Origin of the sequence: Prosthecobacter sp. SYSU 5D2 (assembly GCF_039655865.1) — a bacterium.
Classification (GTDB): Bacteria; Verrucomicrobiota; Verrucomicrobiia; order Verrucomicrobiales; family Verrucomicrobiaceae; genus Prosthecobacter.
Window position 1 is genome coordinate 94,945 of the sequence record NZ_JBBYXL010000007.1, and the last position, 13,418, is coordinate 108,362.

Sequence of the window (13,418 nt, forward strand, 5' to 3'; positions counted from 1 at the left end):
TCAACTGATTTTCCCCGCGAGTCCCTTTCATCTCCCACAATGCTCCGCTCCTTCATTCTTCTCTCCACCCTCACGCTGCCCGCTGCCGCAGCCGTGGACTTCGTGGCGGACATCCAGCCCATTTTTGAAGAACGCTGCTACAGCTGCCACGGTGGCAGCAAGCAGGAGGCCGCCTTCCGGCTGGACCACAAACCCAGCGCGCTCAAAGGCGGCGACTTCGGTACTGCCATCAAACCAGGCCACAGTTCCGATTCCATCCTCGTCCATGCCATCGAAGGCAGGGACCCGAAAATGAGAATGCCCCGCAAGGGCGACCCGCTTTCCGCTGAAGAAATCACCAAGATCAAAGCCTGGATCGATGCCGGTGCCGAGTGGCCGGACAGCGCCAGCGTGATGCTTGAAACCAACATCAACCACTGGGCCTTCAAGGCTCCGGTCAAACCTCCGCTTCCTGCCGAGGCGCATCCCGTGGACGCCTTCATCCAGCAGCGCCTGGCCAATGAAGGTCTCAAACCCGCTCCTGAAGCCGCGCCTGAAACGCTCATTCGTCGCCTTTATCTCGACCTCGTCGGCCTGCCGCCCACACCCGAAGAAGTGGCGGCTTTTGTCCGGGATTTCAAAGCCACTCCCAAAGCCTATGAAAGCCTGGTGGAAAAGCTGCTGGCCAGCCCGCACTATGGCGAACGCTGGGGCCGTCACTGGCTGGATGCCGCGCGGTATGCGGACAGCAACGGTTACGAAAAGGACCCCATGCGCCACATCTGGTTTTATCGCGACTGGGTCATCAACGCCTTCAATCGCGACCTGCCGTACGACCAGTTCATCATCGAGCAGCTTGCCGGTGACCAGTTGCCCAAAGCCACCCAGGACCAGATCGTCGCCACAGGATTTCTGCGCAATTCGATGATCAATGAAGAAGGTGGCGTGGACCCGGAGCAGTTCCGCATGGAGGCCATGTTCGACCGCATGGACACCATCGGCAAAAGCATCCTCGGCCTCACCATCGGCTGCACCCAGTGCCATAACCACAAGTATGACCCCATCAGCCAGGAGGAATACTTTCAGATGTTCGCCTTCCTCAACAACGACAACGAGCCGTGGCGCGTCGTTTATACCAGCAGCGAGCAGATGCAGCGCGCGAAGATCCTGCAAAGAATCCAGGAGCTGGAAGACAAGCTCAAACACGAAACCCCCGACTGGCCGCAGCGCCTGAAAAATTGGGCCGCCAGCCTCAAGGGCAACCAGCCGAAATGGACCACCCTCCAGTTTGAAGACGATCCTTCCGGCGGCGAAAAAGCCATCCGCCAAAAAGACGGCAGCATCCTGGCCCAAGGCTACGCCCCCACCAAGTCCCACGTCAAATTTGTAGTGAAACTGCAGAAGGACACCCCGAAAAAAATCACCGCCTTCCGTCTAGAACTTCTCAACGATCCGAACCTTCCCGCTTATGGACCGGGCCGCTCTATCCAGGGCCTGGCCGCTCTCACGGAGTTCACCGCCGAGGTCAAAACCGGTGACAAGCTCACCCCATTAAAATTCATCAAAGCCACCGCCGATCATGGCGAGCCTGAGAACACCCCGCTGGCCGAGTATGCTCGCGACAAGGACACGGATAAAGACAAGCGCGTCACTGGCCCGGTCACCTATGCCATTGATGGCGATGCGAAAACCGCCTGGGGCATCAATGCCGGCCCGGGCCGCCGCAATGTGCCTCGCAAGGCCGTTTTTGTTTTGGAAACGCCCCTGGAGCTTGCGGCTGATACGGAGCTGACCGTCGGCCTCAGCATGAAACATGGCGGCTGGAACAGTGACGACTTGCAGACCATGAACCTGGGCCGCTACCGTATCAGCGCCACCGATGCCCCGGATGCTGAAGCAGATCCTCTGCCAGCAAGTGTGCGAGCCTGGGTGGAGAAAGGCTCCCACCAGGGAGACGCGATGAATGCGGAGGAGGGCCTCCGCGCTCCGTTTGCCCACTTCCGCAGCACCATCGCTGAATGGAAACCCGTCAACGACGAGATCGAAGCCTTGTGGAAACAGCATCCCGAAGGCACCACCTCCCTCGTCCTGGATTCCCGCGAGGAACCGCGCATGACGCATCTGCTGAAACGCGGTGACTTCCTTAAACCCGGCGACCGCGTCACCACCGGGGTGCCGGCCATGCTGAACAATCCCCTGCCCAAGGATGCCGACGGCTCACGCCTGACATTAGCCAAATGGATGGTCTCCCGTGAATCCCCCACCACCGCGCGCGCCTGGGTGAACCGCGTCTGGCAGGCTTACTTTGGCACCGGCCTGGTGGAGACCCCGGAAGACTTTGGCATTCAGGGTAGCCTGCCCAGCCATCCTGAACTGCTGGACTGGCTGGCTGCCGAGTTCATGGACAAGGGCTGGTCTAACAAAGAGCTTCACCGCCTCCTCGTCACCAGCGCCACCTACCGCCAGGACAGCCGCATGACGCCAGCCCTTCTGGAAAAGGACCCTTACAACCGCCTGCTCGCACGCGGTCCGCGCTTCCGGGTGGAAGGCGAAGTGGTGCGCGACATCCAGCTCGCCGTCAGCGGCTTGTTGAACCCCCAGTTAGGCGGCCGGAGTGTGATGCCACCGGCTCCGCAGTATCTCTTTGAAAAGCCTGTCAGCTACGCACCCTTCCCCTGGAAGGTGGAAGGCGATGACCAGAAGTACCGCCGCAGTGTCTATGTCTTCCGCCGCCGCAGCACGCCCTTTCCTTTCCTGGGCACCTTTGATGTTCCTACCGGAGAAACCGCCTGCGTGAAGCGCTCCCGCAGCAACACGCCGCTGCAGGCGCTGATGACCCTGAACGAAACCCTCAGCATGGAAGCCGCCCAGCACCTGGCCCGGCGCATGGAGGAAGCCGGTGCCGGAGACGATGCCAAAGCCATCGCCCACGGCTTCAGCCTTTGTACCTCCCGCCAGCCAACAGACACCGAAGCCGATTTGCTGACAGGCCTGCTTCAGCGCCAGCGATCATCCAGAACTCCCGAAGACGCCCCGCCGATGGTGATCGTGGCCCGCGTGCTTCTGAACCTGGACGAGACCATCACGAAAGAGTAACGAAGCGACAGCGTAAAAATCAAGGAGCGGGACTTGCCAAGTCCCGATGTGCGGAGCCGCCCTGGAACACCCTCTTTAACACATTACCTGTTAGGCCGTCAGGCACCTTCAAAGAAGAGCGGTGATGCGCTCTGCGCTTTCACCGCACTCCAGGACGCTATCGCGACTCAAGCAACCACAACTTCGGCTTCTTCGGTTTCCGGGGAGCCATCGGATGGTGGCTGGGGGGTGAAGGTGGCCATGGAGAAGCGTTTCAGCAGGGAGCTGAGGGAGACGTAGAGGAAGCCTGAAAGGAAGAGGGCCAGAAAGGGCAGCGAGCCCCATTGCTCGCGCTCGACGGCGAGCCAGAACAGATGGCCAAAGTAACCCACGAGGGCCAGTTCGATCCACAAACAGAGCGACTTGCCGGCCTTATAACGGAAGGATTTTTTGGTGGCCTGAGCCTGGGCTTTGCTGTTGACCCCATACTTGGGGGTGCGGATGAAGTCGGACTCCTGACCGAGCAGCGCCTCAATGACGGCCTTGCCATTGTTGATGGACATCCCAATGCCGAGGGCCATGAAGAGAGGGATGTAAGGGATGGTTTTCAGCCAGCCCCAGCGGGTCTGAGCGCCCTGGGCGGTAAGGTAGAAGGCGATAACGGCGACGGTGGCAAAGAGGAAGACGGGCAGGTCCACAAAGAGGGCCTTCTGCCAGGAGTTGGAGGGCAGGAAATCCACCGGATAGAGCAGCACCAGGGTGCAGAGGGTGAGCAGGTTGGCGAAGTTGGCGGTGAGGTGGGCGGTGGCCTCCACCTTTTTCATGAAGGGCTCATTGCTGCGCCAAACTCGGCCGAGCACCTTCTTGCAGACCTGGACGGAGCCTTTGGTCCAGCGGTGCTGCTGGGATTTGAAGCCGTCCATGTCCGGGGGCAGCTCGGCAGGGACGATGACGTCATTGAGATAAATGAAGCGCCAGCCAAGCAACTGGGCGCGGTAGCTCAGGTCCAGGTCCTCGGTCAGGGTGTCGTGTTTCCAGCCGCCAGCCTCATCAATGACGCTGCGGCGCCAGAGCCCGGCGGTGCCGTTGAAATTGCAAAACTCTCCCTGCCGGCTGCGGGAGGTCTGCTCCATCATGAGGTGTCCGTCCAGCAGGATGCCCTGGAGGCGGGTGAGGAGGGAAAACTTCAAATTGCTATGACCCCAGCGCGCCTGGACGATGCCAACCTGGGGGTCGGTGAAGTAATGGATGGTCTGCTTCAGGTAGTCCGGGGCGGGCTGGAAGTCGGCATCGAAGATGCAGATGTATTCCCCCTTCACGGTGGCCATACCGGCATCCAGGGCACCGGCTTTGAAGCCTATACGGTTGACGCGGTGGCGGTATTCGACATCGAATCCCTGGCGGCTCAGGTTCTGGGCGTACTGCTCACAGGCCTGGGCGGTCTCATCGGTGGAATCATCCAGGAACTGGATCTGCAGCCGGTCTTTGGGATAGTCGAGAGCGGCGATGGAAGAAACGAGCTGCTCCATGACATCGGCCTCATTGAAAAGCGGCAGCTGGATGGTCACCGACGGCAGTTCGGCGAATTCCCGCAGGGGCTGCGGGCGGTTTTTCCGGTGCTTCCAGTAGGTGTACAGGACTTTGACCTTGTGCGCGCCAAAAGCGGACAATCCGACGGAAACAGTGATGTAGCTGGTTAACCAGAGAAGCTTTTCCCACTCGATCATAGGGAGTCCGGATGTCCGGGCGAACCAATCCCTGCCGGTTCACTTCCGTCAAGTGGCAATAAGGGGGCACCGGGTGGGTTAAAGATTCCCCCAAGTCAGGCATGAAATGTGGGGAAGGGACACCCATTTTTTGCCCTTTTGATGGCCGCCATTGCCAGATGGTTAGGCACCGTTTATGGTTTTTATCACTTACCATGACCCGTCCTGCCCTTTCGCTTGCCCTGGCTCTATTGCTGGCGTCGCCAGAGATCAGGGCTGAGTATAGCCCCCTCTGGTCCTTGGGCACCCAGGACAGCAACCCCCTGGAGTTTGGAAATGAAACCTGGGGAAACAATGCGGCCCCGGGCAGCGCCACGGAACGGGACAATGATTTTTACTTTGCCGGCGTTTACCCGCCACCTGTAGGAAGCGTGGCGGTCTCTGAACCGTGGACAGACCTGGAGCGCGCCATCAGCAGCGGCAATCCAGCCACCCGGTTTCATTTCAACCTCTCTGCCCAGCAGGCCACGGGGACGTTACGGATGAGATTTGTCCTGCATCATGTCTGGGGGGGATGGGAGCAGGCCGGGTATGGACAGCATCATCTGGAGGTGCGGCTCAATGGCAGCCTGGTCAAAACAGAGACCGTGAGCGCCCGGGGTACCCTGGTGGTGGAGGCGAATGCCGGCAGCTTCACCCCGAACGAAGGGGCCAATGTGCTGGAACTGAGCCGGACGGGCGGATCCCCAAGTGCCTGGCTGCAGTTTGATGCGCTGACCTTTGAGGTCCACCCCACCGCCATGCGGGATGACGACGGGGACGGCCTGCCGCGCTGGTGGGAGGAGGACCATAACCTGGAAGATACCGTAGCAGGGGATGCTGCGCTGGATCCGGACCGGGACGGGATGAATAACCTCCAGGAATATTTGGCCCAGACCCTGCCCCATGAGGCGGATACGGATGACGACGGGCTGACGGACGGCCAGGAGATGGAGCTGGGAACGAACCCGCTGCTGGCAGATACCGACGGCGATACCCTGAAGGATGGAGAAGAGGTCTATGGAACTCCCGCCACCAACCCGCTGTTGGCGGACAGTGATGGCGAGGGCGCAGCAGATGCGTGGGAACTGCGGACGGGCTACAATCCGATGCTGAATGCCAGCAAACCCCCGACGTGGGACGGGGCCATCGGCATCCACTTTGTCTCTGAACTCAATCCGCTGAGCCGGCTGGCCACGACGGCGGTGACGGGGTATGCCCCGCAAGTGAACTGGAACAGCACGATGCCGCTGACCGGCTGGGGATCTCCTACAGGAACGCAAGAGGCTATCGCGTATCCGCAGCCGGGGGAGGTCGTCAACAGTGCGGGGGCCAGCACCGGCCTGACTTTTAGCTGGAGTTCGAGCTCGGGCTTTTACGCCAGCGGGAATGGGGGCAGCTCTACAGGGCAGCTTTTTGACGGATTTTTCAGCGTCAACAACGATGCGGGAGGGACGCTGGCCTTCGGCAATGTGCCGTATGAAACGTATGATGTCATTGTCTATGTGGGCTCCGTGTATGACGGGGGCCTGGGGCATCTGCGGCTGAATGATGAGGAGGCAGATGACCGCTGGTTTGTCACCGCCAGCACCGCGCCGGAAACGCAGTTCATCGAGCCGCTGGTCTCCAGCCAGGCCGTGCCCTGGCGGGGAAATACAATTCGTTTTCGTCAGGTGACAGGCAGCAGTTTTAATCTGAAGCTGTTTCGCACGTCCTGGCATGAGGTGGGCATCCACGGGGTGCAGATTGTCAATGCGGAGGAGGATGCAGACGGGGATGACCTGCCGACCTGGTGGGAGCTGGCACACCGGCTGGATCCACGGATCAACGATGCAGCCGGGGATCCGGACGGGGATGGTCTGAACAATGCCGGCGAATGGGCGCGGCAGACGAACCCCAGGCTAGCGGATACGGATGGCGACGGGCTGACAGACCTGGTGGAGACCCATACCGGGGTGTGGATCAGCCAGACGGACACAGGATCGAATCCGCTCATTGCAGACAGTGACGGGGATGGCCTAACGGACGGATTTGAAGTGACCCTTAAACCCCTGCCGACCAATCCTAACCTGGCAGACACTGACAGCGACGGGCGGGATGATGCGGAAGAGGTGCAGCGGCGGAGCAATCCGCTGGAGTTTGATGCCCCGGCCTCGCAGATGCCCGTGATCACCACCTCACCTCGCAACTTCATCTGGGTGGTGGACAATGTGCAAGTGGTGTGGGACCACACCCGCGGGCATGTGGTGGATCAACCCTGGGGGGACAATCACCTGATTAACTTCCAGATTGCCAATGCCGCGCAGCCCAACAGCGATGCGTTTAACATCGGGCTGAGGGTGAAGGCGGGACGGGTGACGCATTTTCTCTACTCCAGCGCGGAAAGCGGCTTTAGCCACCCGGACAATGATGCTAGCGACATCTGGGATGCGGACTGGACCAGCCAGCCGGTGGATTATAAAACGGCGCTTGGATTCAGCGGGCATGGGCGTGCGGACATCTCCGCCAGGCTGCGCTTCCAGATCATTGGCAGCAGCACGGGCTCGCAAACCAACTGGAACTTCACGTTCAGCATTTCCAACCAGGACACAGGACAGACGGTCATCAGCCGCCCTTTCAACGGCTGCCGCCTGGCTGCCAATGTGCACCACAATACGGCAACCTGGCAGGACCGCAGCGACCCGCCCCATGCCAACCGGCTGGAGCTGTGGCAGCATGACGGGGTGCAGGTTTATTTTCTGAGCACGCCCCTGGAGGAGACGGCTGCTTTTGCCGCCTACAAAGACAGTGACCATGACGGCATGCCGGATGTGTGGGAGGACCTGCATCAGTTTAACAAAAACCTGCCTGCGGATGCGGGGGATGACAGCGACGTGGACGGCCTGAGCAACCTGCGCGAATACCTGGCGGGCACGAATCCGCGTAACCGGGACAGTGACAATGACGGAGCGCCGGACGGGCTGGAAGTGCAAAGCGGCAGTGATCCGCTGCTGGCGGCCAGCCGGCCTCCCTACTATGGGGGGACCGGGATGCAGGGAGAAGACTTCAATGGAAACGGCATGTCCGATGCGTGGGAGCAGTGGACGGGCAGCCTTTTAAATCCGCTGCTGGATGCGGACGGCGACGGCCTGACCAACAGCGGAGAGGCGGCGGCCGGCACAGATCCTTTCGATGCCGGATCAGGCTACCGGCCAGACTTTTCCCGGCAGGGAAATGACTTTATCGTCCGCTGGCCTTCCTTGCTGCACAAGGTTTCCAGCGTGAGGCAGTCACATGATCTGGAAGACTGGGCAGCGGCGGAGGGGGTGCCTGTGCAGGCGGGGAATGAGTTCGTACAGACCTTTGCCAATGTGCTGGAGAATCCCGTGCCGACCTTTTTCCGCATGGCGATTGAGGATGTGGACACGGATGGCGACGGCGTGAGCGACTGGACGGAATTGAACGTGCTGGGCTCCGACCCCAACGTGGCCAGCAGCCTGCGCAGTCCGGTGAGCACGGATGCCAACGGCGACGGCACCCCAGATGGTGAGCTGGGCGGCGACTATGTGCGGCTGATGGAGGAATTTGCAGCCGGCACTGAGGGAACAGGCGGGGGCGGGCACGGCATCTCACGTCCGCAGGCGGCACGATTCCTGATGCAGGCCTCCTTCGGGCCGACGCCGGAGGACATCCATCGCGTACAAACTCTTGGTTATGCCGGCTGGATTGCCGACCAGGCCGCCCGGCCGCAGACACTGCACTCCACTTACATCCGGGGCATCTATGAGGACATGCTGGGCCAGCGCTCGCAGAGCAACTTCAGCCGGGGGGGCGAGATTGAGGCGCCGTTCCTGTTTGGCAACAACATGATGACCGCCTTTGCGCGCGCGAGCATCCAGGGGGAGGACCAGTTGCGCCAGCGGGTCGCCTTTGCGCTGAGCCAGATTTTAGTGACCTCGCGGCGGGATGCGAATCTGGAAAGCCGCTGCATTGGCATGGCGGATTATTATGACCTCTTTGTGAAGCAGGCATTTGGGAATTATCATGACCTGCTGATGGACGTGACGATGCACCCAGTGATGGGCCGGTATCTGAGCCATGTGGGCAACCAGAAGGCGGATCCTTCCATCAACCGCTACCCGGATGAAAACTACGCGCGGGAAATCATGCAGCTTTTCACTATCGGCCTGTGGGAGCTGAATCCGGACGGAAGCCAGAAACTGGATGGTGAGGGGCAGCCCATACCCACCTATGGAAATGCGGAGATCACCCAGCTGGCGCGGGTGATGACGGGCTTCTGGTTTGGCGGGCACAACTGGGGCGGAGGCGGCTGGACGGAATCTGACATGGCCACCCCGATGACGCTGCGCTCAGACTACCATGACTTTGGCAAGAAAACCCTGTTAGGCGGCTATGTGATACCCGCCCGTGCGGCCACCAATGCCAATGCGGAACGGGATGTGCGGGATGCGGTCCGCCACCTTTTTGAGCATTCCAACACGCCGGTGTTCATCAGCCGCCAGCTCATCCAGTTTCTGGTCACGGACAATCCGGAACCGGCCTTCATCCAGCGCATTGCTGCCGTGTTTGCAGACAATGGACAGGGAGTGCGTGGAGATCTGGGAGCGGTGGTGAAAGCCATTCTCCTGGATGGGGAAGCCCGTGATCCGCGCCTGACGGAACGTCCCTCCTATGGGCGGCTGAAGGAGCCAGTCATCCGCACCATGGCACTGGCCCGCGCAATGGGGCTCAAGGATGTGCCGGACCTGCTGTGGTGGGACTGGGGGGAGTTTTTCAATGCCAGCCGTCAGGAACCAACTTACTCGCCCAGCGTCTTCAACTTTTACAGGCCGGACTACCGCGCTCCTGGACTGCTCACGCAAAACAAACTGGCCGGACCGGTTTTCCAGATCACGGACAGCTTCAGCGCCATCGCTTTCCCCAACCGCCTGTGGCAGACGGTGAGGGAAGGATTTTCCATGTGGGAGACGTATCGCTTCCCGCTGAACCTTTCCCGTGAGAAAGCGCTGGCGGACACACCGGTGCTGCTGGTGGACCATGTGAACCTGCTTTTCTGCGCGGGCAAAATGCGCCCGGCCACGCGCAGTCTGATTCTGGAAACGATTCAGCAGATTCCGGCTGACCGGGCAGCAGACCGCGCACAGGTGGCGGCCTACCTGGCCCTTGTGTGCCCGGAAGGGGCGGTAATGAAGTGAACGGAGTATTAACGCTATGAACCCTTTTTCTCCCACCCGCCGCCGATTCATCGGACAGTCCGCCTGCTCGGCGCTGAGCAGTGTGCCGGTGCTAAACACGCTGCTGAATTTAAAGCTGGCCGGCCGTGCGGCCGCCCAGGAGGCCCCGGCGGACTACCGGACGCTGGTCTGCATTTTTCTGCACGGCGGCAATGATTCATACAATTGGTTAGTCCCGCGTGACACAGACCGCCATGCCATTTATTCCCAGACCCGCAGCGAGCTGGCGCTGGGCCTGGGAGATCTGCGGGCGCTGAACCAGGACGGCGGAGACGGGCAGCTTTATGGAATCCATCCCAGTTGTGCCGGATTGCAGGAAATGTTCAATGGACTGGGCGGGGACACATCGAAAAGGCGGGCGGCCTTTGTGGCCAATGTGGGCACCCTGATCCAGCCGGTGACGAAGGCGCAGTATCTGGCCGAAACCGTACCGCTGCCACGGGCTCTGTATTCCCACAGCGACCAGACAGACCAGTGGCAGACCTCGGTGCCGCAGGGGCTGACGCAGCTCAGCGGATGGGCGGGGCGGGCGGCGGATGTGCTGCATGGGACAGTCAATGCAGGCAGCATCTCCATGAACATTTCCCTGGCTGGCAACAACCTCTGGCAGGTGGGCAACAGCACGACGCAGTTTGTGGTGACAGACAGCGGAGCACTGACTTTCAGCGGCAGCGACATCGGCGATGAACTGCATCCCATGCGACTGAAGAACGCCGCGCACCGCAGCATCATCGAGGAGAACTATGCCAGCCTGATGCAGCAGTCCTATGCGCAACTGACGCGCAGCAGCATTGAGCTGCAGGAGTTCTTCCTGGAGCAGTTCAACAGCTACGATGACAGCGCGGTGGGTAGCCTTTTTCCGGCAGGGAACTGGGTGGCGCAGCAGTTCCGCGCGGCGGCCAAAATGATCGCCCTGCGGACGGGGCTGGGGCTGCACAGACAGACCTTGTTTTTAAGCTTTGGCGGCTGGGACCATCATGCTGAACTGCTGGAAACGCAGGCGGAAATGCTGGTGCTGCTGGACGCGGCACTGGCTGCCTTTCAGCGGGCGCTGGACCAGATGGGCCTGCAAGACAGAGTGGTGACTTATACGGCTTCCGACTTTGGCCGGACGCTGCGCAGCAACGGGCGCGGCACGGACCACGCCTGGGGCGCCAATGCGCTGGTGATGGGCGGGCCGGTACAGGGCGGGCGCATCTATGGGACCTTCCCCGACCTGACCCTGGAGGGCCAGGACGATACAGGCTACGGAGGCCGGACCATCCCCACCACCTCCGTGGATGCTTTCTTTGCGGAGATGCTTCAATGGTTTGGCGTGCCAGCGGCCAGCATGGATCATGTGCTGCCAAACATCGCCAACTTTTATGACGTGCATTCTGCGGTGCCACCGGTCGGTTTTTTGAGGCCATAACACGATCCGGCAGAGGAAGTGGAGCAAGGAAGAGGCTGGTATTTGCTATTTGAGCAACACCTCATTAAGAAGGGCTCCATGACTCAAGACCAAGTGCTGATCCTGCTCATCCTGACCGCAACGGTGGGGATGTTTTTATGGGCTAAATGGCGGCATGACATGGTGGCGATGGGCTCCCTGCTGGCCTGTGTGGCGTGCGGGCTGGTGCCTGCAGAGGTGACCTTTGCAGGTTTCGGCCACCCGGCGGTCATCACGGTGGCGTGTGTGCTGGTGCTGAGCCGGGCTCTCCAAACTACAGGCGCGATTGACCAGATCACCCGCCGGCTGATCCCCCGGGACAAGGGGCCGACTTTGACCATCGGCATCCTGACCGGGGTGGCGGCGGTGCTTTCGGCCTTCATGAACAATGTCGGTGCCCTGGCGCTGCTGATGCCGGTGTCCATCCAGGCGGCACAGCGAAAGGGGCTGCCGCCTGGAAAGATACTGATGCCAGTGGCCTTCGGCTCCATCCTGGGCGGAATGACGACGCTGATCGGCACGCCGCCAAATTTGATCGTCTCCGGGTTTCGGGCTCAGATGGGCGGGGGCGGGTTTGCCATGTTTGACTTCACCCCGGTGGGCCTGGCGGTGGCCGGGGCGGGTGTGGTGTTTGTGGCACTGGTGGGCTGGCGGCTGGTCCCTGCACGTGAGCGTTCCGGGGTGGAGGGCTTCGAGACGGATGCCTACATCACCGAGGCCCGGATCGGCAAAGATGCGAAAGCGGTGGGCAAGACGCTGCGCGAGATAGGACCTCTATTTGATGCGGCAGATGCACAGGTCATTGGCATGGTTCGCAATAACTTCCGGGTGACTGTGCCAAACCCGGACCGTATCCTGCAGGAAGGTGACGTCCTGGTCATTGAAGCGGAGCCAGATAACCTGGCGCATGCACTCAGCTCAGTGGGATTGGAACTGGACGCCATCAAGGACCCCAAGGCGGCCACCGATCCAGAGAAATCGTCAGAAGTTCCAAACGCCGAGGGGGAAAGCAAGAAACGGGCGGGTGAGGAAATCTCCCTGATGGAACTGACCGTGCTGCCGGGGACTGACCTGGTTTCGCGCTCAGCAGCGGACATCCAGTTGAGGACACGGTTTGGCATCAATCTGCTGGCGCTTTCGCGAAAGGGACAGCGGTCCATCCGCCGGATGCGGTCTGAACCCATTCGTGCAGGAGACGTGCTGCTAATGCAGGGACCTGCGGACGCCATCCTGGGTTTTGCGAGTGAGTTTGGCTGTGTGCCGCTGGCGGAGCGGGCCATCCGCATTCCGGACAAACGGGCGGCGCTCATCTCTGCCCTGGTGATGCTGGCGGCGGTGAGCGGGGCCGCACTGGGGCTGCTGCCAGCGGCGATCTCCTTTGCGGCGGGAGTACTGGCAATGATGTCTTTCCGGGTGGTGTCCCTGAGGAATGTTTACGATGCGGTGGACTGGCCCGTGATCGTACTGCTGGGCGCACTCATCCCTGTGGCCGGGGCAATGGAGACGACGGGCGCTGCGGATTTGCTCGCACAGATGCTTGTGGCCAATGTGGCGAGCGGCAGCCCGGTCTTTTCACTGGCGCTCCTGCTGATCGTAACCATGACACTGTCCGACTTCATGAACAATGCGGCCACCGCAGCCGTGATGTGCCCGGTGGCGATCAGCATCGCCGCCGAGCTGGGGGTGAAGAGCGACCCCTTCCTGATGGCGGTGGCGCTAGGGGCCTCATGTGCGTTTCTGACGCCGATCGGGCACCAGAACAACACGATTATCCTGGGTCCAGGCGGGTTCCGGTTTGGCGATTACTGGAAGCTGGGACTGCCGCTGGAGATTCTGGTGATGGTCGTGGCGATCCCGCTGCTGCTGGTGTTCTGGCCGTTGTGAGGCGCGGCGACTTGGGGAATGGGGCGCCATCGGGGAAAGCCGGATAGTTCTGCGAGCGGGCTGATGCGGGAC

The 13,418-nt window shown here is 61.0% G+C and carries 5 protein-coding genes; 4 read left to right on the top strand and 1 reads right to left on the bottom strand.

Translation table 11 applies throughout. The annotated features are described in order from the left end of the window. Positions 1-39 precede the first annotated feature (39 nt). Positions 40-3,075: a PSD1 and planctomycete cytochrome C domain-containing protein gene (locus WJU23_RS13210; RefSeq protein ID WP_346333053.1), complete on the top strand. Its 3,036-nt coding sequence runs from the start codon at positions 40-42 to the stop codon at positions 3,073-3,075. Between the two features lie 167 nt (positions 3,076-3,242). On the opposite strand, the gene WJU23_RS13215 is transcribed toward WJU23_RS13210, so the two are convergent. After that, positions 3,243-4,781 (bottom strand): glycosyltransferase, encoded by a 1,539-nt coding sequence (locus WJU23_RS13215; protein ID WP_346333054.1) that lies wholly within the window; start codon positions 4,779-4,781, stop codon positions 3,243-3,245. 194 nt (positions 4,782-4,975) lie between these two features. Here WJU23_RS13215 and WJU23_RS13220 point away from each other — a divergent pair, with 194 nt between their 5' ends. The 3 genes from WJU23_RS13220 (at position 4,976) to WJU23_RS13230 (ending at position 13,346) form a co-directional block, all read left to right on the top strand. Further along, on the top strand, positions 4,976-9,994 hold the full coding sequence (locus WJU23_RS13220; RefSeq protein WP_346333055.1) for a DUF1800 family protein: 5,019 nt from the start codon (positions 4,976-4,978) through the stop codon (positions 9,992-9,994). 16 nt (positions 9,995-10,010) lie between these two features. Further along, complete coding sequence (locus WJU23_RS13225) at positions 10,011-11,444, top strand: DUF1501 domain-containing protein (RefSeq protein WP_346333057.1); 1,434 nt, start codon at positions 10,011-10,013, stop codon at positions 11,442-11,444. Positions 11,445-11,522: 78 nt separating this feature from the next. Beyond that, complete coding sequence (locus tag WJU23_RS13230) at positions 11,523-13,346, top strand: SLC13 family permease (protein WP_346333058.1); 1,824 nt, start codon at positions 11,523-11,525, stop codon at positions 13,344-13,346. Positions 13,347-13,418: the final 72 nt, after the last annotated feature.